Origin of the sequence: Shinella sp., from assembly GCF_052438155.1 — a bacterium.
In the GTDB taxonomy this organism is placed as follows: Bacteria; Pseudomonadota; Alphaproteobacteria; order Rhizobiales; family Rhizobiaceae; genus Shinella.
In genome coordinates this window covers 35,114-58,947 of sequence record NZ_JBQVPI010000026.1, presented here as the reverse complement: position 1 = coordinate 58,947, position 23,834 = coordinate 35,114, and the positions used below count along the sequence as shown (strand labels likewise).

22 protein-coding genes and 2 pseudogenes are annotated in these 23,834 nt (G+C 64.0%); 14 read left to right on the top strand and 10 right to left on the bottom strand.

The window, feature by feature from the left end:
- Nucleotides 1–90 precede the first annotated feature (90 nt).
- The 3 genes and pseudogenes from ACT6VE_RS28610 to ACT6VE_RS28600 all read left to right on the top strand — a co-directional run.
- Nucleotides 91–492: pseudogene (locus ACT6VE_RS28610) on the top strand (2-keto-4-pentenoate hydratase); the annotation flags it as partial.
- Nucleotides 493–661: 169 nt separating this feature from the next.
- On the top strand, nucleotides 662–913 hold the full coding sequence (locus ACT6VE_RS28605) for a hypothetical protein (RefSeq protein ID WP_444801682.1): 252 nt from the start codon (nucleotides 662–664) through the stop codon (nucleotides 911–913).
- 88 nt (nucleotides 914–1,001) lie between these two features.
- Nucleotides 1,002–1,298, top strand: a complete 297-nt coding sequence (locus tag ACT6VE_RS28600; RefSeq protein WP_444801685.1) for a hypothetical protein — start codon at nucleotides 1,002–1,004, stop codon at nucleotides 1,296–1,298.
- Here ACT6VE_RS28600 and ACT6VE_RS28595 read toward each other — a convergent pair.
- The 10 genes and pseudogenes from ACT6VE_RS28595 to ACT6VE_RS28550 form a co-directional block, all read right to left on the bottom strand.
- A pseudogene (locus ACT6VE_RS28595) lies at nucleotides 1,212–1,400 on the bottom strand (KUP/HAK/KT family potassium transporter); the annotation flags it as partial. The gene ACT6VE_RS28600 and the pseudogene ACT6VE_RS28595 sit on opposite strands and share 87 nt — an antisense overlap.
- Nucleotides 1,397–2,971 (bottom strand): GMC family oxidoreductase, encoded by a 1,575-nt coding sequence (locus ACT6VE_RS28590; protein WP_444801681.1) that lies wholly within the window; start codon nucleotides 2,969–2,971, stop codon nucleotides 1,397–1,399. The gene ACT6VE_RS28590 and the pseudogene ACT6VE_RS28595, both read right to left, overlap by 4 nt.
- Before the next feature lie 27 nt (nucleotides 2,972–2,998).
- Nucleotides 2,999–4,429, bottom strand: a complete 1,431-nt coding sequence (locus tag ACT6VE_RS28585; protein ID WP_444801680.1) for an NAD-dependent succinate-semialdehyde dehydrogenase — start codon at nucleotides 4,427–4,429, stop codon at nucleotides 2,999–3,001.
- Nucleotides 4,419–5,417, bottom strand: a complete 999-nt coding sequence (locus ACT6VE_RS28580) for an NAD(P)H-dependent flavin oxidoreductase (protein WP_444801679.1) — start codon at nucleotides 5,415–5,417, stop codon at nucleotides 4,419–4,421. Before ACT6VE_RS28580 ends, ACT6VE_RS28585 begins: the two co-directional genes overlap by 11 nt.
- Nucleotides 5,414–7,036, bottom strand: a complete 1,623-nt coding sequence (locus ACT6VE_RS28575; RefSeq protein ID WP_444801678.1) for an AMP-binding protein — start codon at nucleotides 7,034–7,036, stop codon at nucleotides 5,414–5,416. Before ACT6VE_RS28575 ends, ACT6VE_RS28580 begins: the two co-directional genes overlap by 4 nt.
- Nucleotides 7,033–7,803, bottom strand: a complete 771-nt coding sequence (locus ACT6VE_RS28570; RefSeq protein WP_444801677.1) for an enoyl-CoA hydratase/isomerase family protein — start codon at nucleotides 7,801–7,803, stop codon at nucleotides 7,033–7,035. Before ACT6VE_RS28570 ends, ACT6VE_RS28575 begins: the two co-directional genes overlap by 4 nt.
- Nucleotides 7,803–8,990 (bottom strand): CaiB/BaiF CoA transferase family protein, encoded by a 1,188-nt coding sequence (locus ACT6VE_RS28565; protein ID WP_444801676.1) that lies wholly within the window; start codon nucleotides 8,988–8,990, stop codon nucleotides 7,803–7,805. The genes ACT6VE_RS28570 and ACT6VE_RS28565 overlap by 1 nt, the downstream gene beginning before the upstream one ends.
- The gene (locus ACT6VE_RS28560; protein WP_444801675.1) at nucleotides 8,987–9,736 is read right to left on the bottom strand and encodes an enoyl-CoA hydratase/isomerase family protein; all 750 of its coding nucleotides are present in this window, start codon (nucleotides 9,734–9,736) and stop codon (nucleotides 8,987–8,989) included. Before ACT6VE_RS28560 ends, ACT6VE_RS28565 begins: the two co-directional genes overlap by 4 nt.
- A gap of 9 nt (nucleotides 9,737–9,745) precedes the next feature.
- Nucleotides 9,746–10,672, bottom strand: coding sequence for a hydroxymethylglutaryl-CoA lyase (locus tag ACT6VE_RS28555; protein WP_444801674.1), 927 nt, complete (start codon nucleotides 10,670–10,672; stop codon nucleotides 9,746–9,748).
- Nucleotides 10,673–10,750: 78 nt separating this feature from the next.
- Nucleotides 10,751–11,326, bottom strand: coding sequence for a MarR family winged helix-turn-helix transcriptional regulator (locus ACT6VE_RS28550; RefSeq protein ID WP_444801673.1), 576 nt, complete (start codon nucleotides 11,324–11,326; stop codon nucleotides 10,751–10,753).
- A 177-nt stretch (nucleotides 11,327–11,503) separates the two neighbouring features.
- Here ACT6VE_RS28550 and ACT6VE_RS28545 point away from each other — a divergent pair, with 177 nt between their 5' ends.
- The 11 genes from ACT6VE_RS28545 (at nucleotide 11,504) to ACT6VE_RS28495 (ending at nucleotide 23,831) form a co-directional block, all read left to right on the top strand.
- Nucleotides 11,504–12,547, top strand: coding sequence for an ABC transporter substrate-binding protein (locus ACT6VE_RS28545; protein WP_444801672.1), 1,044 nt, complete (start codon nucleotides 11,504–11,506; stop codon nucleotides 12,545–12,547).
- Nucleotides 12,548–12,569: 22 nt separating this feature from the next.
- Nucleotides 12,570–13,637: an ABC transporter ATP-binding protein gene (locus ACT6VE_RS28540; RefSeq protein WP_444801671.1), complete on the top strand. Its 1,068-nt coding sequence runs from the start codon at nucleotides 12,570–12,572 to the stop codon at nucleotides 13,635–13,637.
- Nucleotides 13,634–14,536, top strand: a complete 903-nt coding sequence (locus ACT6VE_RS28535) for an ABC transporter permease (protein WP_444801670.1) — start codon at nucleotides 13,634–13,636, stop codon at nucleotides 14,534–14,536. The genes ACT6VE_RS28540 and ACT6VE_RS28535 overlap by 4 nt, the downstream gene beginning before the upstream one ends.
- The gene (locus ACT6VE_RS28530; protein WP_444801669.1) at nucleotides 14,536–15,345 is read left to right on the top strand and encodes an ABC transporter permease; all 810 of its coding nucleotides are present in this window, start codon (nucleotides 14,536–14,538) and stop codon (nucleotides 15,343–15,345) included. The genes ACT6VE_RS28535 and ACT6VE_RS28530 overlap by 1 nt, the downstream gene beginning before the upstream one ends.
- Nucleotides 15,346–15,384: 39 nt before the next feature.
- Nucleotides 15,385–16,770: an aminotransferase gene (locus ACT6VE_RS28525; RefSeq protein WP_444801668.1), complete on the top strand. Its 1,386-nt coding sequence runs from the start codon at nucleotides 15,385–15,387 to the stop codon at nucleotides 16,768–16,770.
- Nucleotides 16,771–16,780: 10 nt separating this feature from the next.
- Complete coding sequence (locus ACT6VE_RS28520; RefSeq protein WP_444801667.1) at nucleotides 16,781–17,800, top strand: histone deacetylase family protein; 1,020 nt, start codon at nucleotides 16,781–16,783, stop codon at nucleotides 17,798–17,800.
- A 277-nt stretch (nucleotides 17,801–18,077) separates the two neighbouring features.
- Nucleotides 18,078–18,680, top strand: coding sequence for a TetR/AcrR family transcriptional regulator (locus ACT6VE_RS28515; RefSeq protein WP_444801666.1), 603 nt, complete (start codon nucleotides 18,078–18,080; stop codon nucleotides 18,678–18,680).
- A 241-nt stretch (nucleotides 18,681–18,921) separates the two neighbouring features.
- A complete protein-coding gene (locus ACT6VE_RS28510) occupies nucleotides 18,922–20,175 on the top strand; it encodes a sarcosine oxidase subunit beta family protein (protein ID WP_444801665.1) in 1,254 nt (417 codons plus the stop codon).
- 9 nt (nucleotides 20,176–20,184) lie between these two features.
- Nucleotides 20,185–20,469: a sarcosine oxidase subunit delta gene (locus ACT6VE_RS28505; RefSeq protein ID WP_444801664.1), complete on the top strand. Its 285-nt coding sequence runs from the start codon at nucleotides 20,185–20,187 to the stop codon at nucleotides 20,467–20,469.
- A complete protein-coding gene (locus tag ACT6VE_RS28500) occupies nucleotides 20,450–23,257 on the top strand; it encodes a 2Fe-2S iron-sulfur cluster-binding protein (protein WP_444801663.1) in 2,808 nt (935 codons plus the stop codon). Before ACT6VE_RS28505 ends, ACT6VE_RS28500 begins: the two co-directional genes overlap by 20 nt.
- The gene (locus tag ACT6VE_RS28495; protein WP_444801662.1) at nucleotides 23,250–23,831 is read left to right on the top strand and encodes a hypothetical protein; all 582 of its coding nucleotides are present in this window, start codon (nucleotides 23,250–23,252) and stop codon (nucleotides 23,829–23,831) included. Before ACT6VE_RS28500 ends, ACT6VE_RS28495 begins: the two co-directional genes overlap by 8 nt.
- Nucleotides 23,832–23,834 lie beyond the last annotated feature (3 nt).

The following is a 23,834-nucleotide window of genomic DNA, read 5'->3' as shown; positions in this document are numbered from 1 at the left end:
GCGCTGACCCTATGCAACCAGAGGCAGGGGTCCCTCTTGGGAGCCGATACGGGGTCCCGTTACCAAGCCGATTGACACGAAAGCGCTGCCGATGCCGTGCTCGGCTGCATGCCGGCCATCGGCATTCTCGGCCGCAGAACCCGTAGCGCCGCCATCGGAACCGAGGCGGCGATCGCTGACTTCGCCCTGCATGCCGCAACGATCTGCGGCGGGGTCGTGACGGGCATCGATCCAGCCGGCCTTGCCGCAATCGAGGTCGGCGTGTCGCTCGACGGACGGCAGGTGCTGGCCGGGCGTTCAGATTGCGTCATGGACCATCCCCTGAATGCCGTCGCATGGCTGGCACGGCAACTTTCGGCGCGAGGACACAAGCTCGAGATCGGCGACATCGTCGCAACCGGATCCTGCACCACCATCCTCCAGGTTCTGCCCGGACAGGCGATGGTCGCGGATTTCGGCCCGCTCGGCGGCGTCAAATGTAGCTTTCACTGACCATGTCCAAGGAAATCGAGATGCGATCGCAGACAAAACCATTTGTCGTCGAATTCAAGAAAGGCCGCCGCCGCAAAGGGCCGGCAGCGGCTGGGGAGGGCTCCTCCGCGGTCAAGGTCCGGCCCGACGCCATGTCGCTGCGTCGGCCCGCCCCAAACGAGGTTCGCAAATGAGCGTGAGCCGCAGCCTTCCCTACGAGTATTTCGTCCTCGCCGGGACGCGCAGTGTCGGACCGATTGCGGGCTATGTCCGCGACCGGTCGATCTATGCCGCTGTGATCGATGGCCACGGCCGTCGCTACCGCTTTGTCGGGCTTGCCGGCCGGGATCGAAACGGCCGGCTGAGCGTGTTGTCGCTGCAGCGGGACGAATGGATCGTCGCGCCCGACCTCATCTACAAGGAAATGCCGTCCGCCCGATGAAGCCGAGCGCGTTTTCGACAGCCGCTGAGCGCACGCACTGGCATCGTCGATGCGGGCTGACGCATCCTGCTTTACCCGGGAGCCTATCATGCAACTCAGCGATCATCTCACTTTGGAGAACGTCGCCATCGACCTGCCGTCCGTGTCGAAGCGCAAGCTTTTGCGACAGCTGGCCGACACGGCGTCCCGTCAGGCCGGCATTGAGGCGGATATCATCGCAAGGTCGTTTTTACCCGCGAAAGCCTCGGCTCCACAGGTGCCGGCCGGGGCGTCGCTATTCCGCACGCGCTTATCGAAGGGCTATGAAAGGCCTCAAGGCCTCGCGGAAGGCGTAGAGTGGGCTGATGCCGATGTCGCCGTAGACGACTCCGATCGAACCGAGTAGGAGCACGAGGAATTTGCGCCTCTCGGATTGTTCGCCGGTTTGAAACGAAAACGGCTTTGTAACAATAGGGTCGACGGTTCGAATCCATCGAGAGCTTATCATAGTAGGAAGTCCGCACAGCGCTCCGCGATCATGACGCAGGGCGCGTTCGTATTGCCGCTCACGAGTGTCGGCATAATCGAGGCGTCGGCGATGCGCAGGCGTGGGACGCCCTGAACCCGCAGTCGGTTGTCGACGACGGACAGCGGGTCCCGGCCCATCTTGCAGGTGCCGGCCGGGTGATAGACGGTCTTGGCGTTGGCGCGCGCATGAGCCGCAAAGTCCGCTTCGGATGACTTTTCTTCTCCGGGAGCCAACTCCCGAAAGCCGAGAGCCTTCATGGCGGGAGCGGCGAGGATTTCGCGCGAGAGCTTGATGCCGCGAACCAGGGTGTCGACATCCTCCCGGGCGACAAGATTGTTGCCGACGAAATGGATCGGGTCCTCGAATCGGTTGCTGCGCAGCGAAACGGTGCCGCGGGAGACGGGTCGCAGGATACAGGGATTTATCGAGACGCCGTGGCCCTCCATCTGGCCGCGCGTGGCATCGCCCACAAGGGTCGGCGTGACATGAATCTGGACGTCGGGCCTTCCGCAGCCGCTCGTATCGATGAAGCCGCCGCTTTCCACGACGTTCGAGGATAACAGGCCGGATCGCCCGAACAGGTAGCGCAGCGCGTTGGTGACCGCCTTCAGGCCCTTGTCCTGGCCCTTCAGGGAAATCGGCCTATCCGTGATGCCGTAGACGGAGACGGCGATGTGGTCCTGGAAATTTTCGCCGACGCCCGGCAGGTCGCGGATGACCGGGATACCATGCCGCGAGAGCATGTCGCCAGGGCCGATGCCCGATAGCATCAGGAGTTTCGGCGTGGCGAGTGCCCCGGCGCACAGGATGACCTCTTCTCTGGCCCGGGCTTCGAGAATGCTGCCGTCTCGTCGGCGATAGGCAAGGCCGGCGGCAGCCCCGTTCTCCAGGAGGATCTTCGTTGCGATACTCTCGGTGCTGACATCCAGCAGAGGAGAGCGGCGCACGGCCTTAAGATAGGTGGCGGCCGTCGAGCCGCGCCGGGCATTGTTCGTCGTCGTCTGGTAGAAGCCGACGCCGTCCTGCCGTGCCCCATTGAAATCGTGCGAATAGGCAAGGCCCGCCTGCTGCGCGGCCCTGACGAATGCCGTGCTGATCGGATGGCGGAAGCGTGGTTCCGAAACCTTCAGCAGTCCCTCAGTGCCGTGATAGTCGTCGGCGAGCACCTCATTGTCCTCCGAACGGCGGAAGACGGGCAGCACGTCCTCGTAACCCCATCCTTCGCAGCCGAGATCGCGCCAGGTGTCGTAGTCCTCGGCCTGCCCGCGGATATAGATCATGGCGTTGACGGATGAGCCGCCGCCCAGCGTCCTGCCCTGCGGGACGACGAGCACCCGGTTGTTGGCGCCCGGCTCCGGCTCGGTGGCATACATGAAGGTTCGCTTCGTCCCGAGCACCTTCACGAAGGTGGCGGGGATATGGATGTAGGGCGTGTTGTCGGCAGGCCCCGCTTCGAGAAGCAGGACGCTTTTGCCAGCCGTCACGAGCCGGTTCGCCAGAACGCAGCCCGAAGAACCGCCGCCGGCAATGATGTAGTCGTAGCTTTTCATGGCCTGTTTCTATGGTGCCGCCGTGCTTCAGAAGCCGATATGGCTGACGAACTTCGTCGTGAGGTAGGAATCCAGCGTTTCGCTGCCGCCTTCGCTGCCGTAGCCGCTCTCCTTGATGCCGCCGAAGGGCGTTTCCGCAGCGGCGAGGCCGAAGTGGTTGATGGAGATCATGCCGGCCTCGAGTTCGGTGGAAAACCGGTCGGCCGTGGCGAGCGAACGCGTGAAGCCGAAGGCGGCGAGGCCGAAGGGCAGGCGGTTGGATCGCCGGATCGCCTCGTCGATGCTGGAAACCGGCACGAGCGCTGCGAGCGGCCCGAAGGGCTCGTCGTTCATGATGGAGGCATCCTCCGGAACGCCGGACAGCACCGTCGGCTCGAAGAAATAGCCGCTATTGCCGATGCGCTTGCCGCCGCATTCCAGCCTTGCGCCATGCGAGACGGCATCATCGACGAAGCGTGCCGTCGCGTCGAGCCGCCGGGCATGGGTCAGCGGCCCCATCTGCACGCCGTCCGACAGGCCATCGCCGACCTTGATTGCACGGGCACCGGCGACGAAGGCCGTACGGAAGGCGTCATAGACGTCCTGCTCGATGTAGAAGCGCGTCGGGGCGGCGCAGACCTGGCCGGCATTGCGGTATTTCAGCATCAGCCCGAGTTTGACGGCGGCCTCGACATCGGCATCCTTCGCGACGATGTAGGGCGCGTGGCCGCCAAGCTCCATCGTCGCGCGCTTGACGCCGGCCGCCGCCAGCGCCGCGAGCTTCTTGCCGACCTGGACCGAGCCGGTGAACGAGATCTTGCGGGTGACCGGAGAGGCGATGAGATATTCGGAGACTACGGCTGCCGGGCCGAAGACGATGCCGAGAACGCCCGGCGGCAGGCCGGCGTCCTGGAAGGCGCGGGCAAGTTCGATACAGGCGGAGGGAGCCTCTTCCGGCGGCTTGGCGATGATCGAGCAGCCGCTGGCGAGCGCTGCGGAAACCTTGCGCACGAGCTGGTTGATCGGGAAATTCCAGGGGGTGAACGCCGCGACAGGACCGACCGGTTCGCGCAGGACGATCTGCCGTGCGCCGGGCACACGTGCCGGGATGACGCGGCCATAGGCGCGCCGCCCTTCCTCGGCATGCCATTCGATATGTTCCGCTGCGGCGTTCGCCTCGCCGCGCGCTTCGGCGATCGGCTTCCCCTGTTCGCGGGACATGAACTGCGCCATGGTTTCCGCGCGCTCGCGGACCAGGGCCGCCGCCTTGTGCATGATTTTGGCACGCTCGACGGCGGTCGTCCTGCGCCAGGTCTCAAAACCCCGCTGCGCGGCTTCGAGCGCCGCATCGAGATCGGCGGTCTCGCAGAGCGCCAATGTCGCGATCACCTCGCCGGTTGCCGGATTGCGGACCTCCACCGAGCGATTGCCGGCAGGCGCGCGCCATTCGCCGTTGATGAGAAGCGGTTTACCCAGCATGGCTCAGTCCTTCATGAGAGAGTGTCTTGGGGCGGGGCAGGGCGGCAACGGCCGCTGCATAGTCCCGCGCAATGGAGGCGACGATATCCGCCGCCGGAGAAATCTCGTTGACGAGCCCCGCGCTCTGGCCGGCCTCGACCTTGCCGCCCTCGACGTCGCCGTCAAAGGCCGCCGCCTTGAGCGAGGCGGCAGCGAAAATCACCTTGCGCTCCTCGAGCGTTCGTCCCTCGGCCTCCGCGCTGTTCATCCGCTCGGCAAAGCCGTTGCGCAGCACGCGGATCATTCCGAGCCCGTGGCCAACGACCATGGTGTCGGTGACGGAGGCGGAAAGCAGCTGCTGGCTATAGGCGGCGTGCAGGCGCGCTTCGCGCGACAGCATGAAGCGGGTGCCGAACTGTGCCGCACCGGCACCCAGCGCCAGCGCGGCCGCAAGGCCGTGTCCGTCGGCAAAGCCCCCACTCAGGATGAGCGGCATGCCCGGCACCGCCCTGGCGACCGCACGGCCGAGGACGAGGGTGGAGACGAGGTCCGGCGGAGGGTGGCCACCGGCTTCCCCGCCGACGGCGATCAGGCCATCGACGCCAGCCACTGCTGCCTTGACGGCGTGTTCTTCGCCGGCGACCACATGCAGGCAAACCGTGCCGATGGTCTTGAACCGCTCGAGATAGCGCTTCGGCCCGCCCTGCGAGGCGATGAGGACCGGCACACGCTTTTCGACGAGCAGGTCCATGATTTCGTCGGCGCCCTTGCGGTAGAGCGGCAGGTTGACGGCGAAGGGCCGATCCGTGCCGGCCCGCACCGCGTCGATTGCCGCCGCAAGGTCATGCGCATACATGGGACCGGCGGCGATCACCCCGAGGCCCCCCGCCGCCGAGACGGCGAGCGGCAGGGCGGAGTTGGACGACGCCCAGGACATGCCGGCCTGGATGATCGGAAGGTCGATGCCGAGAAGGCGGGTCACATTGGTTTCGATCCGCATGCCCGTCATGCCCCGATCAGCTTGCGGGCATGCGCGGCGAGCTGTTTCTTCTGGATCTTCGCGCTTGCCGTCATGCCGATCGCTTCGAAGCTTTCGACGATCCAGACATGGCGCGGCACCTTGAAGCCGGCCATCTGGGATTTCGCCCAGTCCATGATCTCCGCCGGCTCCGCATGGGCACCCTGCTTGAGAATGACGAAGGCGCCGATGACCTCGACAAGCCGCTGGTCCGGCACGCCGACCACCGCCGCCTGGCGGATGGCGGCATGGCGGTGCAGGACGTTTTCCACGTCGGCCGGCGAAACGTTTTCCCCGCCGACCCGCACGATCTCCTTGGCGCGGCCGAGGAAGGTCAGCCTGCCGTTTTCGTCGAGCGCGCCGAGATCGCCGGTGGAAAGCCAACCGTCGGGCGACAGTGCCGCATGCGTTTCGGCGGGCTTGTCGAAATATTCCTGCATGACGCTCCAGCCGCGAACGCGGATTTCACCCGGTTCGCCGCAGCCGGCCTCCCCGCCATCTTCTTTCAGAATGCGAACCTCGACGCCCGGCTGAGGTCGCATGGCGGCGGAGATGCGGATCGCCTCCGGCTCCCACCAGCAGGATTGTGCGACGTTGGGCGAGGCCTCCGACAGCCCATAGCCGACGACGCATTCGCGGGCGCCGAGTTCATCGATGACGCGGGCGACGATGGTGGGCGACGCGGCAAGCCAGGCGCCACGCAGGACGAGCCGGCGTTCCGTGCTGTCCGGATGGCTGAGCAGCATCAGCGCCATGGTGTCGTTGCCGGAGAAATGCGTGCAGCGCTCTTCCTCCATGAGGCGCAATGCCTCACCCGGCTCGAAGCGGTCCATGGAGACGAGCGTCGCCATATGTTGGAGGCAGGAGAGGATCGACAGCGTCGTGCCTGCGACATGGAAGAACGGCCGGGCGCTGTGGAAACGGTCGCCGACGCGAAGCCCCATGCGGTGACCGGATACGAAGGCATTGCCCAGCATGCTGCGCTGGGTCAGCAGGACACCTTTCGGGAAGGACGTGGTGCCGGATGTATACTGGATGAGAAGGGGGGCGTCCGGGCTGCAAGCCGCTGAAACGGTTTCCGTGCCGCTCGTCAGCAAGGCCTGCCAGGAGATTGCGGCGGACGGCACGTCCTCCCCGATGACGATCAGTTGGCGTAGATCGGGAAGGGTGGGAACCGGCAACTGCTGTGTGATGGCGGGATCGATCTGCCGTAGCATGCCGATGAAGTCGATCTTCAGGAACCGGTCGCACAGAATGAGGCGCGAAACCTTCGACTGGCGAAGGGCATATGCCATCTCGTTGGCGACGAAGCGTGTGTTGATCGGCACTATGACGGCGCCGAGCGAGCCAATCGCGAGGAAGATGGAGACCCATAGCGTGGAATTGCCAAGGCAGAGACCGACATGATCGCCCTTCTTCACGCCCTGTGCTGCGAGCCCATTGCGGATACGCGCGACCTCGCCGGCCAAGGCGGCATAGGTAAGCCGCCCTTCGCTCGCCACGACGGCTTCGACGTCGCCGGCAAGGGCTGCGGCCCGTTCCAGCGCGGCGGTAATCGTTGTCGGGCAGAGGGCGTCGATGTCGAACGCGGTGTGGCGGTCGGCGATCATGGTTCCTTGCCTCCGATATTTTTGGTGAAGCGATCCAGGCCATCCCGCCATCCGCCGTCCGCCAGGCACCGTTCGATCGCGGCCATTTCGACGCGTATGCCGTTGTTGAGGTCGGTTTCGCTACCGAGATCCACCGCCTGCTTGGTCAGCGCCATGGCGAGAGGAGGCGCGGCGGCAATTGCGCTGACGATGCCGGCAACAGTTTCGGCAAGAGCGTCTGCCGGGATGATACGGGCGACGAGGCCGAACTGGTAGGCTTCCTCGACTGGCATGGTGCGCCCGGTGAACAGCAGTTCCTTGGCGCGCATCTTGCCGATCGTGCGTTGCAGGCGTTGCGTCGCGCCGACGGTGCCCCATTGCGGCTCGGGGAAACGGAAGGTCGTCTTGTCGGATGCGATGACGAAATCGCAGCTCATGAGGATTTCACCGCCGGAGCCGACCACCGGTCCCTGCGTGACAGCAACCACCGGCTTGCGGCAACGGGCGATGGCATCATAGGCAGCGAACGAAGCCCTCCGCCGTGCGACTACCCAGGCCTCGTCGCGGCCGTTGCGCTCTTTCAAGTCCGCGCCGGCGCAAAAGACGGGGCCATTGGCGGAAAGCACAACGGCGCGGATATCCGCATCCGCATCGAGCGCCTCGAACATCTCCTTCAGCGCAAGGCACATCGGCAGGTTGAGCGCATTGCGTGCTTCGGCACGGTCGAGCACGACATGGGCGACGCCATCCGCCTTGCGCAGGAGAATCGGGGATTTGGGGCCGCTCATCAGATCACTCCCTCATTGCGCAGCCGCGCGATGGTTTCGGCCGGCATGTCCAGTTCTTCCGAGAGCACGGCCGCCGTATCCCCGCCAAGCGTTGGCGGGCAGCCGATGGCCGGATCGTCGTAGCCGGCAAAACGCAGCGGCGTGCGCAGGGCGCGGACAGTGCCTTCCGTGGCGTGGTCGAACGTGCCGACCGCGCCGCGCGCCGCGCTGTGCGGATCGTTCAGGATCTCGCGCACCGTGTTCACCTCGCCGGCCGGCACGCCGCGGCCTCGCAGCGCCGCGGCGAGCGGCGCACGGTCGCGGCTCACGATCGCCTGGCGCAAACGCGCCATGACCCGTTCGCGCGCGGCGACGCGGGCGGCGTTCTTCTGTAAGGCCGCATCGGCGGCGAGGTCGTCGAGTTCAAGCACCACGCAGATATCACCCCAATGCTGGTCGCTGCCGCTGATATGCAGCCACGATCCGTCGGCGCACTGGAATGCGGCAGAGGGGACGCGGCCGGGATGCTGGGTTCCCGAGCGGCCGACATCCTCATCGAGCGCGAACAGGCGGGCGGCGGCAAGGGCCAGGAGGCTCGTCTGGACGTCCATCATGGAAAGGTCGACATGGCATCCCTTGCCCGTGCGGGCACGTCCGACCAATCCCGTCAGGATGGCGATCGCGATCCACAGCCCCGACGTCATGTCGGAGACCGGAATGCCGGTCTTGGCAGGCGGCGAATCCGGGTGTCCGGTGAGGTGCATGATGCCGGAAAGCGCCTGGAAGATCGTATCGTAGCCATTGCGCAGGCGATATGGCCCGGTCTGGCCGAAGCCTGTATTGGAGACATAGATCAGCCCGGGATTTCGACCGGAAAGCGTGTCGTAGCCGAGATTGAAGCGATCCATCTCGCCCGGCAGGAAATTCTCGACGACGACATCGTGTCCTTCGGCCAGCCGTGCCGCGATCTCCTGGCCTTCCGGCGACTTGAGGTTCAGCGTCATCGAACGCTTGGCGCGGTTGAAGGCGAAGAAATATGCGCTTTCGCCGCCCGGCAGCCGAGGTTCGAAGAGGCGGGATTCGTCGCCCGTTCCCGGCCGCTCGATCTTGGTGACCTCAGCGCCGAGCTCGGCCAGGATCTGCGTCGCCATGGGGCCGGCAAGCACCCGGGAAAAATCGAGGATGCGGATACCCTCCAGCGGCTTCATTGGCTCTGCTCCCGGAAGCTGCGCATCTGCGCGTTCACGGTTCGCCCGGCCGCCATCGCCCCCTCGTAGGGCAGGTCCGCGACGCGGTAGTAGAGCGACTTGACCGCCGCCATGGCCTTCGGATGCGCCGCTGCCCACTGGCTGGCAATTTCGAGGGCCGTCTCGACGATCTCTTCCGGTGGTACGATCCGGTTGACGAGACCGAGGGTGTGCGCTTCCTCTGCCCCGATGAGACGGCCGAGACTGACCAATTCGAAGGCGGCCTTTCGGCCGAGCGAGCGCTGCAGGCCGGTCATCACCAGCGCCGGCACGATCGAATGCTTGAGTTCGGGATAGCCGAATTTCAGGTCGGTGCCCGCGACCATCATGTCGCAGCCGATGGCCAGTCCGGCGCCGCCGCCGACGGCCGCGCCGCGCACGGCGGAGACGACGGGCTTGGACAGGCTCTGCATCATCGCCTGCGTGCGGCAGGTGAGATCGGCACGCTTCTCCACAAGGTCCTGGTTGGCCGGCGTCAGGGTGGAAAATTCCGCAAGGTCGGCGCCGGCGCAGAAGGCGCGGCCGCGTCCCGTCAGCACGATCGCCCGCACGGCCTCGTCGGCATCGGCGGCCAGCAGTGCGTCATGCAGCGCCTGCGTTAGGGCGGTATCGAGGGCGTTCAGCTTGTCGGGCCGGTTGAGCGAGAGGATCCGGACCGGACCGCGGTCTTCGCTGGTGAGGATCGGTAGAGCGTTATTCTGTGTCATGAACTCATCCTATGCTGCCAGATGGCCGAAACCGGTTCGCGCCACCTTGCTCTGCAATTCCCGGCCAAGAGCCCGTTCGCATTGCAGCGAGGCGGCCTGGAGCCTGTCGATGTTGATGCCGGTGGCAATGCCTTCGGCCTCGAAGAGATTGACGAGATCTTCCGTCGCCACATTGCCTGTATAGCCGCCGCCATAGCGGATCTGGGTGGGATGCCCGCCGACGCCGCCGATGGCGCTGTCGAACCAGCGGCACCCGGCCTCGTAGGCGGCCATGCAATTGGCGATGCCCGTGCCGCGCGTGTCGTGGAAATGGGCGATGGGCGTGACGTCCGGCACTTCCGCGATGGCGCGTGTGAAGAGGCGGCGTACGCTGCCGGGCGTACCATGGCCGGTCGTGTCGCAGATCGAGACGTGACGCACGCCGAGGCCGGCAAAGGCCTTCAGGTCGTCGATGACGGAAGCAGGGTCGACCTTGCCCTCGAAGGGGCAGCCGAGCGCCATCGAGATCACGCCGATCAGACGGAACCGGCCGTCGGCCAGCGCGACCATCTCGGCAACATTGCGCCATTGCTGTTCGCGCGTCGTGCGCAGGTTTTTCTCGGTGTGCGATTGTGTTGCCGAAACGAGAAGGCTGATTTCCTCAGGCCCGTGTCCTGCCGCGTGATCGTCAAGCGCCCGCTTGACGGCGTGCAGGTTCGGGCAGGTGGCCTTGTAGGCGGTGCCGGAGCGGCGGTGGATGCCGGACAGCACGAGGCTGGCGTCGGCGAAGGCCGGCACATGGCGGGGGCTGCTGTAGCTGGTTGCCTCCACACGTGGGAAGCCGGCCTCGGAAATGGCGTCGATCAGGGCGATCTTGGTTTGCGTGGCGAGATCTGTCGTCTCGTGCTGCAAGCCGTCCCTTGCGAAGCACTCGCAGATCGTCAGCTCTCCCGACATCTCGATCCTCCTAGTTTCCGTGGGGATAGTGATGCGAAATTTAGTTTATATTGTCAACTATAATTCTGCGATGCGGCCTTAATCCTCGTCGAGCTCGCGCAGGTCTTCCTGCGATGCGTTGGTTTTCAGGTCGTGGAAATAGTGTGCGCTGTTGCGTCCGACGCGCTGCAGAAGCTCGATCAGGATCTGCCGCTCGGCATGGCTGAGGGTCGAAAGCATGTGTTCGTTTCGCTCGAAGGAATCGGCCAGGATCGTCTGGGACAGTTCCAGGCCTTCCGGACTGAGTGTGAGCAGGATGCTGCGGCCATCCTCCGGATTGGCCGTTTTCAGGATGTAGCCGCGCTCGATCATCGCCGAAACCGTCCGACTCATCTGGCTTTTCAGCAATCCGCTGTGTTTTGCCAGTTCCTGGAGGGGCACCTCGCCAAGATATTTGAGGACGGCGAGTGCGCGCCATTCGCGGGCGGTGACGCCGTATTTCGGGCGGATCGACAGGGCAGCAATGCGGGTGGAGAGGCCGGCCAGCCGTTGCAGCTCAAACGAGAACAGGTCTCGGATGTCCGGCTCGATCTTCTGTGGCGACGTGTGGTCGCGAAAGAAGTGGCCGTCGGCGCGACTGGAGCGATCCGTCATGGTTTCGTTTTGCTTATTCAAGTGGTTGCTCCTCACGATTCCTGTGGGCGGATTTTACGCGGATAAATTTGGTTGACAACGTGAACAATATAGTTCATCTCATTAACTAGATTGGCACGCAGGGAATGGAATGTCGATCCTGTATTCGGACCGTGGAGGATGGCTCCGGCCGATCATCACCAGAGGAGGAGTTTGGTAATGGCATCGTGTAATCGCGCATTCTTGACCGTCGCCGCGACAGCCGGCGTGCTGGCCTTTGCCAGCGTCGCAGCGGCACAGGAAACACTTATCGTCGCCGGCTTCGGCGGCAATCTCCAGACCGACTTGCGCAAGACGATCTGGCAGCCGGCGGCGGATGCCGCAGGCATCGAATTGCGCGAGGAGACCCATGACGGGCTCGCCGCCGTGCGCGTGCAGGTGCAGTCCGGCTCCCCGACCTGGGATGTCGTACATCTCGGCGCGGACGAATGCGCGGTCGGCGGCAAGGAGGGGCTTTTCGAGCCGCTCGACTACAATACGATCAGCACCAAGGGTTTCGATACGCGCGGCTACGGCGAGCACTGGATTGCGACGAACACCTATTCGGTGGTTCTCGCCTGGCGCACGGATGTCTACAAGGACAAGGCGCCGGCAAGCTGGCAGGACTTCTGGAACGTGCAGGCGTTTCCCGGCCGCCGCGCACTCAGCACCTATCCGCAGGAGATGATGGAGATCGCGCTCATTGCGGATGGGGTGAACAAGGACGGCCTCTATCCGCTCGACACCGAGCGCGCGCTGGCTTCCCTTGAAAAGATCAAGGGCGATGTCGGCGTCTGGTGGTCGTCCGGCGCGCAATCCGCGCAACTGCTGAAGGACGGTGAGGTCGACATGATGGCGATCTGGGGCAGCCGCGTTGCTTCGGTGATAGCAGATGGCGCACCCGTAAAATTCACCTATCAGGATGCGATCCTCGGCTATGGTTGCCTCGCGATCCTCAAGGGCGCGCCCCATGCCGCCGCCGCGCAGAAATTCATCGCTGGCGTGGTATCCCCCGAGGTGCAGGCCCGCATTCCCGAAATGATGCCCTACTATGGTCCGACCAACAGTCTCGCCTTCGAGGTGAAGGCGTTTTCGCCGGAGGTGCTGGCGCAGTCCAACATGTCGCCGGAGAACGTCAAGAAGCAGACCTTCCTCGATGCGAACTGGTGGCGTGACAACAACGAGCTGGTTCGCGAGGACTACAGCCTGTTGATGTCGAACTGATCGAACGAGCCGGGAGGGCAGGATGCAGTCGGGCAGAGTCAACCTTCGCGAGGTCCACAAGGCCTATGGCAGTTTCAGGGCGCTCGATGGCGTTTCCCTGGATATCAGGGCGGGGGAGTTCCTGACGCTTCTCGGTCCTTCCGGCTCGGGAAAGACCACGCTTCTCAACGTCATCGCCGGCTTCGAACGGCCCGACCAGGGCAGCCTGCTGGTTGATGACGTGGAATTCATCACGCGGCCGCCACACAAGCGTGACCTCGGCATGGTGTTCCAGAACTATGCGCTGTTTCCGCATATGGATGTCTTCTCGAACGTTGCCTACCCGCTGAAGCTGCGTAAGGTGGACAGCGCGTCCATTCGCAAGCGCGTGATGGGCGCGCTGGAGATCGTCCACATGCAGCACCTTGCCGACAGGCGGATCACGGCGCTGTCGGGCGGCCAGCGCCAGCGCGTTGCGCTTGCCCGGGCCTTCGTCTTCGAGCCGCGGCTGCTATTGATGGACGAACCGCTCTCCGCCCTCGACAAGAACCTGCGCGAGCACATGCAGATCGAGCTGAAGCGGCTGCACAAACAGCTCGGCATGACGACGATCTACGTGACGCACGACCAGCAGGAAGCACTGACCATGTCGGACCGCATCGCCGTGCTCGACAAGGGCAGGATCGTCCAGCTCGACGTGCCCGCAACGGTCTATGACCGGCCGAACTGCAAGTTCGTCGCCGGCTTCATGGGCGAGACCCGCTTCCTGCCCGTCGAATGCCGCGATCAATCCTATCTCCTGCACGGAAGACCGCTCCAGCTTGCCGACACGCGGGCTGCATCCGCCGGCGGCGAAAACTGGCTCATGGTCCGCCCGGAGCGGCTGCGCTGGGAAGGCGAGACCGGGCGCGACAATCGCATCGAGGGCAGGGTGCTCGATGTCGTCTACCGGGGTGATTGCAATCAGGTCTCGGTCGAGCTTGCGGGCGGGCATGAAGTTGCCATTCGCCATTCGGGCGCCGAACGCAAAGCGTTGCCGCAGCCGGGCGACAGCCTCGCCCTGTGGCTGCCGGCGGAATCGAGCCTGGTCATCGGGAGTGCCGCGCCATGACGCTGGCCATCGACCGGGCGCCCGATATGCCGCTCAACGGCACGATGTTGAGGAGTGCCACAAACCGTGAGCAGCGCATCTTCCGGGGGCTTAGTCTTCCAGCCCTGATCCTCGTCGCCTGTATTCTCCTCATCCCCTTCGCCTGGCTCGCCTGGCTATCGCTGTTCGATGCTGCCGGGAACCTTTCGGTCCAGAACTATGCCCGGCTGCTGCGGCCTGCCTATGTCGGAAGCTTCCTCACGACCTTCAAGGTTGCGGGACTGGTGACGGCGCTGTGCGTTGTCCTGGGATACCCGGTCGCCTATCTGCTCTCCCAGCTTTCGCCTCGCGCCGCGCAGATCCTCATGATCTTCGTGATCCTGCCGTTCTGGACCTCGGTGCTGGTGCGCACCTATGCCTGGCTGGTTCTGCTGCAGCGCAAGGGCGTCATCAATGACTGGCTGCTGTCCATCGGCGTGATCGACCAGCCGCTCGCACTGGTGCACAACCTGACGGGCACGATCATCGGCATGGTGCATGTCATGCTGCCTTTCCTGATCCTGCCGCTCTATGCATCGATGAAGGCGATCGATCCGGTGCTGTTGCGGGCGGCCGCCAATTGCGGCGCTTCGCCGAGCCAGGCGTTCCGCCAGGTCTTCCTGTCGCTGTCGATGCCCGGCCTTGCCTCGGGGATCGCGCTGACCTTCGTCCTGTGCCTCGGCTTCTACCTGACGCCGGCGCTCCTGGGGGGCGGGCGTGTTGCCATGTGGTCCACGCAGATCGCCGATACCGTTGCGAAATTCTCCAACTGGGGGGCGGCAAGTGCGCTGAGCGTCGCCCTGCTGGTGGTGACGGCCGTCATTCTCTGGGGCGTTCGCAAATTGACCGACGCCTTGAGCTTTTCTGCGGGAAGACCGTGATGCTGAACACACCTGCCACATCCACCCAGATCACGCATGGCCAGCGCCTCTGGCTCTATTTGACTGTCGCCCTGGTCATGGCCTTCCTGATCATCCCCTGCATTCTCGTCATTCCGATGTCTTTCTCAGACTCGCAATATCTCGAGTTTCCGCCGCGCAGTCTCAGCCTGCGCTGGTACGAAGCCTTCTTCACCTCGCCGGAATGGATCCAGTCCGCTTTGGTGTCGCTGAAGGTGGCGGGCCTGACGACGGTGCTGGCCACCGCGCTTGGAACCCTGGCTTCCTACGGGCTCTACAAGGCCACCAGCCTCTTGGCGCCGGTCATCCGCGGTCTCTTGATGATGCCGATGATGATCCCGCTGATCTTCGTCGCCATCGGCGTCTTCTTCGTCTATGCGCGCTTCGGCCTCAACAACACGATCACCGGCCTCGTGCTAGCGCATACAACACTTGCCATACCCTTCGTCATGATCGCCGTCGGCAACGGACTGAAGGGTTTTGATCCCAATCTCGAACGGGCGGCCCGCAGCCTGGGGGCGTCACCAGTGGCCGCCTTCCTCACCGTCACGCTGCCGCAGATCCGTGTCTCGGTGCTTTCGGGCATGCTGTTTGCCTTCGTCACGTCCTTCGATGAGGTTGTTGTCTCGCTGTTCGTCTCCAGCGGCGCCAATTCCACGCTGACCAAGCGCATGTTCGCCAATATCCGCGACCAGGTCGATCCGACCGTCGCCGCCATCTCGTCCATGCTGGTGGCGCTTTCGATCGTCGTTCTCATCGCCGCCCAGTTCGTCAAGCGCAAAGATGCGTAATGCGCGCTGCGCGCCGCTTCTAATTCCAGGAGGAAAACCATGTACAACTCGCTTCGCATGCGCGACATCGCGTCCCAAATCCACCCGCAGACCAATCTCGCCGCCCACGAGACCGTCGGGCCGACGATCATGGCGCGCGGCGAGGGCGCCTATGTCTACGACGACGACGGCAAGCAATATATCGAGGGCATGTCCGGCCTCTGGTGCGCGGCGCTTGGCATGAGCGAGAAGCGGCTGGTCGAGGCGGCCACCCGCCAGCTCAACACCTTGCCCTACTACCAGAACTTCGCCCATCGCGCGACGGAGCCGGCGATCGAGCTGTCGGAACGCCTCCTGAAGATCGCGCCCGTGCCGATGTCGAAGGTGCTGTTCCAAAGCTCGGGCTCGGAAGCGAACGATACGGCCGTCAAGCTCGCCTGGTACTACTTCCATGCCCAGGGCAAGCCGGAAAAGAAGAAGATCATCGCCCGCAACCGCGGCTATCACGGCACCTCCATCGCCTCGGCCAGCATCACCGGCCTGCCGCACCTGCACCGTGAATTCAATCTGCCGCTGCCCGGCTTCCTGCACGTGACATGCCCGCATTTCTATCGCGAGGGCCTGCCGGGCGAGACGGAGGAGGGTTTTGCCACGCGCCTGGCGGATGAGCTGGATGCCCTGATCGTGGCCGAGGGACCGGACACCGTGGCCGCATTCTTTGCCGAGCCCGCCATGGGCACCGGCGGCGTGGTCATTCCGCCGAAAACCTATTTCGAGAAGATTCAGAAGGTCCTGAAGAAGCACGACGTGCTTCTGGTGGCCGACGAGGTGATCACCGGTTTCGGGCGCACCGGCGCCTGGTGGGGCAGCCAGACATTCGGGCTGGAGCCGGACATGATCACCTGCGCCAAGGCTCTCACGGCCGCCTACATGCCGCTCTCGGCGGTGCTTCTGAACGAGCGTCTCTATGCCGGCATGCGGGCGCAGAGCGAGAAGATCGGCGTCTTCGGGCACGGCTATACCTATGGCGCCCATCCGGTGGCCTGCGCGGTGGGGGTCGAGGCGCTGCGGATCTACGAGGAAGACGGGATCATCGATGGCGTCGCCGCGCTCGAAGAGCGCATGGCCGCGGGCATGCGGCCGCTCATCGACCACCCGCTTGTCGGCGAGGTGCGTGGCGTTGGCCTGATGTGGGGCGTCGAGATCGTCCGCGACAAGGAAACGCGCGAAGCCTTTCCTGCCGACATGCAGTTCGGCGTCGGCATCCAGAACCGCGCATTCGAGAATGGGCTGGTTTGCCGGTCGCTCGGCACGGCGATCGCCTTTGCGCCGCCGCTGATCAGCACGCCGGAACAGATCGATGCGATCGTCTCCCGGTTCCGCGATGCGCTGGACCGATCCCTGGACGCCTACCTTGCCGGCGGCGGCCGGCTCGGCAAGCAGTGAGGAGGCCGCAGTGCTTGCGATCTATGACGAGCGGCAGTCGCTGCACCGGCCCTTGACGCGTATTGCAGGCGGCGTGCTGCAGCCCAATCTCGAGGTTCCCGAGCGCATCGAGAAGCTTCGTGAAGGGCTGGCGCTGGCCGGTGTCAGTGTCGTCGCCCCTGCTAGTGACGATACGACCCTGATCCATCGCCTGCACGATGGCGACTATCTTGATTTTCTGGAGAACGGTTTTGCCGCCTGGCGCGCGATCCCCGGCAATGGCCCGGAGTTGCGCTCCAGCATTCACCCGAATATCTACATGAACCGGCGCCCGGACGATCTTCTCGGTCGTGCCGGCTTCTACCAGGCGGATGCAGGCTGCGTCCTTGTTGAAGGAACGTGGGAAGCTGCAAAAGCGAGCGCTTTGACCGCACTCGATGCTTCCCGGCGCGTGCTTGACGGCGAGGACATGGTCTATGCCCTGTGTCGTCCGCCCGGCCATCATGCCTATCGCGACAAGGCCGGCGGCTTCTGCTATCTCAACAATTCCGCCCTTGCCGCCGAACAGGCGGTCGTGGCGGGGCGGCGCGTCGCAATCCTCGATATCGATGTGCACCACGGCAACGGCACGCAGGCGATGTTCTATGATCGCAGTGACGTGCTGACACTGTCAGTGCACGGCGACCCCGCATATCTCTACCCATACTATGCCGGATATGCCGATGAGGCGGGGTTCGAGGCAGGGGCGGGAACGAACCGCAATTTTCCCCTTCCACTCGGCAGCGACGGTGCGGTGTACCTGGCGGCGGTGCGAACGGCATGTCAAGAAGTCCGACGGTTTGGGGCCGACTTCCTTGTCCTGGCTCTCGGCCTCGACGCATCCGTAAACGATCCCTTTGCTTGCATGAGGGTGGACGACGGGCATTTCAACCGCATCGGGCTGCACATCGCGAAGCTACGAATCCCGACCGTCATAGTTCAGGAGGGAGGCTATGTTTCACCCTTCCTTGCCGCAACGCTGGCGGCTTTCATCTCTGGTATTTCGCAGTAGCCGACAGACGAGTATGCGCAACATAGGGGAAACGGTCAGTGCTCTAGCCAGATCTGTGGCGGCAGGGGTCGAATTTGCGCAACGCCAAAGGCGCTTTTGAACCTGCCTACGCGAAGTTGTGCGCCTCTGCCGCGAACTTGATATCTCTTTGGCTTTGGGCAACATGACACACCGAATTTGGTGTGCGTGGCGATGAAGCCTGCCATGGGGGGAAATCGTGAGTGCTACAAGGCCTTCGGTGGCAAGGCCATCTGCTTCCAAACAGACAGCTGGCCGCATGACGCGCGAGGCCTGGATCGTGGCAGGAATCGAGGCACTCATTGGAGAGGGTATCGCCAATGTGAAGATCCAGGTTATGGCCAAGACGCTCGCTGTTTCGCGGTCGAGTTTCTACTGGTTCTTCGCCGACTTGCAGGAACTGCACCGCGAACTCATCGAATACTGGCTGCGCAAGAACACCAGTCCTATCATTGAGCGGGCGCTTCGACCGGCGCCGACCGTCACCAAGGCCGTATGCCACATTTTTGAATGCTGGGTTGACCCTGATCTCTTCAGTCCGCGCCTCGATGCCGCCGTCCGCTCCTGGGGGCAGGTGGATGCATCGGTGCGCGGCATTGTCGATCAGGCGGACGATCAGCGTGTCGATGCGGTGACACGCATGTTCCTGCGCTATGACTATCCGCAGGACGAGGCCTTCATCCGGGCCCGGGTCCTCTACTTCACGCAGATCGGTCATTTCACACTCGGCATGCGCGATGACCGGGAGATGCGGTTGCGTCTCTTGCGCCCCTATCTCCTCAGCTTCACCGGTCGCGAGGCATCGGATGCCGAAGTTGAGGCTTTCGAAACATTGATGAGGCGTGTTCAGCCCGGCGGCTGAGCAATGGGCATTGCTGTACGTCTCCGAATTGCTGGAATCAGGGGTGATAGGTGACGGATGATCGTCGCCACGCACATTCTCTTGCAATTTTCTGGACATTAGTGTCCAGTGGAAATATGCATATCGTCGGATCAAGCGGAGGGGCTTGATCGACCGGTTCCTTATCCATGGGGCAGCGTATGAAGCCGCACTCAGCCTTGTCGTTTTATCGCTGCGCCGAGGCGCGTGCGGGTGTTTTCCGATGACACGGCACTACTCTGCACTTTCGCTGTTCAAGGAAGGTCTTCGGGGGCAGAAGGGCTGGCAGCAAGCCTGGCGCTCGCCGGAGCCGAAGCCGCGCTACGACATTCTCATCATCGGTGGCGGCGGGCACGGTCTGGCGACAGCCTATTACCTCGCCAAGGTGCACGGCATCAGAAATATTGCGGTCATCGAAAAGGGTTGGCTCGGTGGCGGCAATACGGGCCGCAACACGACCGTCGTGCGCTCCAACTACTTCTTCCCAGAGAGTACAGCGCTTTATGATATGGCGTTGCGGCTCTACGAAACACTTGGCCGGGATCTCAACTACAACATCATGCTGTCGCAGCGTGGCATCATCACGCTCGCCCACTCGGAGGCCGAGATGGAGATGGCGGCGCGGACGGTCAATGCCATGCAGATCAACGGCACGGATGCGGAATTGTTCGGCGTCGAGGATGTGCGCCGCGTCCTGCCGCTCGCAAATTTCTCTCCGGAAGCGCGCTATCCTGTCTTCGGCGGCGTCTGGCAGGGCCGGGCGGGTACGGCGCGGCACGATGCGGTCGCTTGGGGCTATGCCCGTGCCGCCGACAGGCTGGGTGTCGATATCATCCAGTCCTGCGAGGTGGAGGAGTTTTTGATCGAGGGCGGGCGCTGCCGGGGCGTGAAAACCAGCCGTGGCGAGATTCGCGCCGATCGGACGGGCATGGTCGTCGCCGGCCACTCCTCGCATCTCGCGGCCAAGGCCGGGTTCCGACTGCCTATCACTTCCTATGCCTTGCAGGCCTGCGTTTCCGAGCCGATCAAGCCGGTGCTCGATACCGTCGTGCTGTCGCCCGGCACAGGCACCTATGCCAGCCAGTCGGACAAGGGCGAACTGGTCATCGGCGGTGCGCTCGACCGAGTTCCCTCCTATGGCCAGCGCGGCAACCTGCCTGTCCTGGAAGAGGTCGTCGCGGGCTTTCTGGAAATGTTCCCGTCGTTCCGCCAACTCCGGCTGATGCGGCAATGGGCCGGCATCGTCGATGTCACGCCGGATTCGTCGCCGATCCTCGGGGAAAGCCCGCTGCCGGGCCTTTTCCTCAATTGCGGCTGGGGAACAGGCGGCTTCAAGGCCATTCCCGCCGGCGGCACGCTGCTCGCCCATCTGTTGGCGACCGGCAAACACCACGATGTCAGCCGCCCCTTCGATCTCGACCGCTTTTCACGCGGACGATTGATCGACGAGGCCGCCGGCTCCGGCATCGCGCACTAGGAGGTTTTCATGCAGCTTTTTCCCTGCCCCTTCTGCGGACCGCGAAGCGAGAACGAATTCCGTTTCGGCGGCGACGCCGGCAACCATCGCCCCGAAGGGTTTCGCGCCGTGACGGATGACGAATGGACCGCCTATCTCTACGAGCGCAACAACCGGCGCGGTGCGGCAAACGAAATCTGGATGCACATGGCCTGCGGTGAAATCTTCCGCATGGAGCGTGACACCGTGAACCACCGCGTGGCGCAATCCTTTGCGTTTGGGGAAGGAGGCGACAATGACGGCATGGCGCACTGACGGCGGCTCCGCCATCGACCGGTCACGACCTCTCGCCTTCACCTTCGACGGCAAGGCAATCGGAGGATTCGCAGGCGATACGGTCGCCTCGGCGCTTCTTGCCGCCGGCGTTCGCGTGCTCGGTCGCAGCTTCAAGTATCACCGTCCGCGCGGCCTCTGGGGCGCGGGTGTCGAGGAGCCGAACGCGCTCGTGGATATTGTAGGCGGCATGCCGAACACGCGTGCCACGCAGGTGTTCGCGGCTGACGGCCTGGCGGTGCGCAGCGTCAACGCCGAGCCGAGCGCGGAAAAGGACCGTCACGCCTTTATCGATGCCTTCTCGCGCTTCATTCCGGCCGCCTTCTACTACAAGACCTTCATGCTTCCCGACTGGCACCTCTTCGAGCCGCGCATCCGGCAGATGGCCGGTCTCGGGACACTGGACAAGAACGGAAGCGGCCCGGCCTTCGCCGAGCAGGTGAACCACCATTGCGACGTGCTGGTGGTTGGCGCAGGGCCTGCTGGCCTTTTTGCCGCGCGCAATGCGGTGCGCGCTGGAAAGCGTGTGGTGCTCTGCGATGATGGCCAGCAGGTTGGCGGCAGCCTGCTTTTTCGAGCGGCGACCCTTGAAGGGAAACCGGGAGCGCAGTGGGCTGCGGACGTGGCGGCGGAGCTGGAACAGGCTGGAGTTTTGGTGCTGACCGGCGCGACAGCTTTCGGCATCTACGATCACCACCTTGTTGGCCTCAACCAGAAGCTTATGGGTGATGCGCCGGACCGGTTTTGGCGCATCCGTGCCGGGTCGATCATGCTTGCCACAGGCGCTATCGAACGGCCGCTGCCCTTTGGAAACAACGACCTGCCAGGTGTCATGTCGGCCGAGGCCGCGCTGGTCTATCTCCGCCGCTTTGGTGTCGTCGCCGGCCGCAAGGTCGTTATCGCGGCGAACAACGGCCTTGCCTATGAGACGGCGGAAGCCCTGGTGGCCGCCGGCGCCGATGTTACCGTCGTCGATTATCGTGCGAATGCCGCTTCTCCCGTCGGTCTCCGGGTGCTGAAGGGTCTCACCGTAGCGGCTGCGACCGGCAGGAATGCGGTCGCCGCCGTCCGGCTTTCCGATGGAAGCGTGCTGGAGGCGGATGCCGTGCTTGTCTCGGGCGGCTTCACGCCGACCGTGCATCTCTATTGCCAGGCGCAGGGCAAGCTCGACTGGCGCGATGATATCCTCGCCTTTGTCCCCGGCCGGCCGGTCGAGGGCGTCCAGGTTGTTGGCGCTGCCGCGGGTGATTTTGGCCTTCCGGCAGAGCTTGTGGACAGGGCGGGCAGGGAACTCGGCATCGTCGCCGCCTGGCCGAAGCCGGGCGCGAAGGAGCGGGTCTGGATCGATCTCCAGAACGATGTCACGGCCAAGGACGTGGAACTCGCCGTGCGGGAGAATTTCGTCTCCGTGGAGCACTTGAAGCGCTACACCACGCTCGGCATGGCGACCGATCAGGGCAAGACGTCCAACGTCAACGGCCTCGCGCTGATGGCGGAAATCACCGGACGGCGTATTCCTGAGGTCGGCACGACCACCTATCGCCCACCCTTCACGCCGGTGCCGCTCGCCTCCTTTGCCGGCGCGCGTTCCGGCACGCGCATGAACCCGCTCCGGCGCTTGCCACTGGAAAGGGAGCATCGGGCAGACGGCGCAGTGTTCCGCGACTATGGCGGCTGGCTGCGACCGGCCTTCTACGGCGTTGGTGCCTTGGAGGAGTGCATCCAGGCGGAAGCAAAGGCGGCACGCGAAGGCGTCGCGCTCTTTGACGGCTCACCGCTTGGCAAGATCGAGGTCATCGGCCCGGATGCTGCGCCATTTCTCGATTTCATCTACTACAACACCATGTCGACGCTGGCGCCCGGCCGCTGCCGCTACGGTTTCATCCTCACGGAAGGGGGCAACATCTACGATGACGGCGTGCTGGTGCGGCTCGATGAGAACCGCTTCGTCGTGTCGTGCTCGTCCTCGCATGTGGCGGGCGTACATGCCCTCCTGGAAGAATGGCGGCAGGATCGCTTCGACAAGCGGCGCGTCTTCATCCACAACGCAACGGCCGAGATGGCGACCCTGACGATCACCGGCCCGCAAGCGAAGGCGCTGATGGAAACGATCGGTTTCGGGACCGAACTTGGGGATACGGCGCTGCCGCACATGGCGGTGGTTTCCGGCGTGTTCGACGGCATTGCGGTGCGGATCGCCCGCATCAGCTTTACCGGCGACCGTTCCTACGAAATCTCCGTTCCGGCCGACCATGCTACCGCGTTGTGGACGCGGCTGCGGCAGGCGGGCGCGGCTTTCGGCGCGACGCTGCTCGGCATCGAAGCGCTCATGATCTTGCGGGCGGAAAAGGGCTATGTCGTCATCGGCAAGGATACCGACGGGACGAGTCGCCCGGTGGATTTCGGTCTCACCGCTCCGCTGGAGCGCAAGAAGGTCGAGTTCATCGGTCGCCGCTCGCTGATCACCGAGGATGCGACGCGCCCGGATCGTCGCCAGTTCGTCGGACTCGAAGCGATCGACGGCAGGGGCCTGCTGCCGACGGGCGCGCATGGCATCGAGCGGGAAGCGGGCGTCCCTCGCAGCACCGGTTTTGTCACGTCGAGCTACTTCAGCCCCGTCTTGCAGAAACCGATCGCGCTCGGGCTGATCGAACGCGGCCTTTCCCGTATGGGTGATGTCATCGAATTGCAGCACCTTCGCGACATCAGGCGCGCTCGCATCGTCTCCGTTTGCGCTCTCGATGAGGAAGGGAGACGTCTCCATGCTTGATGTTGCACGCAAGTGGCGACCCGAGCCGGACTGGACACAGGCCCGCCTTATCGGTCGTACCGTCGAGGTCGGCGCCGTCGCCGGCGTCACGCAGCACCTCGTCAGTGGCAATATCGGCCGCTTCCTCGCCCGATATCATCTTGGCACGGATATCGGCGCGCTCGATATTGCTTCAGGCGATCGTTATGCGGTGCGGGTTGCGCGAGACCGGCTGCTCGCCATCGGCATTTCGCCTGCCGAGGTGTCCGATGGCTGGCATGACGAAGGTTATGCGGTATCGACCGTCAGTTCGGCCCTGCGACTCTTCGAGGCGAGGGGTGAAGGTGTGCGCGATCTTCTCGCGCGGGCGACGACAATCGATCCCGGCAATCCGGGACCTTGCGCGGCCATGCCGTTTGGCGGCGTGACGGGCATCGTCTATTGGCACGCCGATATCGAGACCTTGTGGATTCATGTGGATCGGGGGCTTGCCGCCTATCTCTGGGAATGGTTCGAATGTCAGCCACTCTTTTTGCAAGGGCAGGAATTTCGTTTTGGGAGAAGCCCGCACGGATGCGGGCAAAAAGGGAGTTGAAAC

Bases quoted from the DNA above. Each gene is read 5' to 3' on its own strand.
- ACT6VE_RS28605 (WP_444801682.1), top strand. From the start codon at position 662: ATGAGCGTGAGCCGCAGCCTTCCCTACGAGTATTTCGTCCTCGCCGGG.
- ACT6VE_RS28600 (WP_444801685.1), top strand. From the start codon at position 1,002: ATGCAACTCAGCGATCATCTCACTTTGGAGAACGTCGCCATCGACCTG.
- ACT6VE_RS28590 (WP_444801681.1), bottom strand. From the start codon at position 2,971: ATGAAAAGCTACGACTACATCATTGCCGGCGGCGGTTCTTCGGGCTGC.
- ACT6VE_RS28585 (WP_444801680.1), bottom strand. From the start codon at position 4,429: ATGCTGGGTAAACCGCTTCTCATCAACGGCGAATGGCGCGCGCCTGCC.
- ACT6VE_RS28580 (WP_444801679.1), bottom strand. From the start codon at position 5,417: ATGACGGGCATGCGGATCGAAACCAATGTGACCCGCCTTCTCGGCATC.
- ACT6VE_RS28575 (WP_444801678.1), bottom strand. From the start codon at position 7,036: ATGATCGCCGACCGCCACACCGCGTTCGACATCGACGCCCTCTGCCCG.
- ACT6VE_RS28570 (WP_444801677.1), bottom strand. From the start codon at position 7,803: ATGAGCGGCCCCAAATCCCCGATTCTCCTGCGCAAGGCGGATGGCGTC.
- ACT6VE_RS28565 (WP_444801676.1), bottom strand. From the start codon at position 8,990: ATGAAGCCGCTGGAGGGTATCCGCATCCTCGATTTTTCCCGGGTGCTT.
- ACT6VE_RS28560 (WP_444801675.1), bottom strand. From the start codon at position 9,736: ATGACACAGAATAACGCTCTACCGATCCTCACCAGCGAAGACCGCGGT.
- ACT6VE_RS28555 (WP_444801674.1), bottom strand. From the start codon at position 10,672: ATGTCGGGAGAGCTGACGATCTGCGAGTGCTTCGCAAGGGACGGCTTG.
- ACT6VE_RS28545 (WP_444801672.1), top strand. From the start codon at position 11,504: ATGGCATCGTGTAATCGCGCATTCTTGACCGTCGCCGCGACAGCCGGC.
- ACT6VE_RS28540 (WP_444801671.1), top strand. From the start codon at position 12,570: ATGCAGTCGGGCAGAGTCAACCTTCGCGAGGTCCACAAGGCCTATGGC.
- ACT6VE_RS28535 (WP_444801670.1), top strand. From the start codon at position 13,634: ATGACGCTGGCCATCGACCGGGCGCCCGATATGCCGCTCAACGGCACG.
- ACT6VE_RS28530 (WP_444801669.1), top strand. From the start codon at position 14,536: ATGCTGAACACACCTGCCACATCCACCCAGATCACGCATGGCCAGCGC.
- ACT6VE_RS28525 (WP_444801668.1), top strand. From the start codon at position 15,385: ATGTACAACTCGCTTCGCATGCGCGACATCGCGTCCCAAATCCACCCG.
- ACT6VE_RS28515 (WP_444801666.1), top strand. From the start codon at position 18,078: ATGACGCGCGAGGCCTGGATCGTGGCAGGAATCGAGGCACTCATTGGA.
- ACT6VE_RS28510 (WP_444801665.1), top strand. From the start codon at position 18,922: ATGACACGGCACTACTCTGCACTTTCGCTGTTCAAGGAAGGTCTTCGG.
- ACT6VE_RS28505 (WP_444801664.1), top strand. From the start codon at position 20,185: ATGCAGCTTTTTCCCTGCCCCTTCTGCGGACCGCGAAGCGAGAACGAA.
- ACT6VE_RS28500 (WP_444801663.1), top strand. From the start codon at position 20,450: ATGACGGCATGGCGCACTGACGGCGGCTCCGCCATCGACCGGTCACGA.
- ACT6VE_RS28495 (WP_444801662.1), top strand. From the start codon at position 23,250: ATGCTTGATGTTGCACGCAAGTGGCGACCCGAGCCGGACTGGACACAG.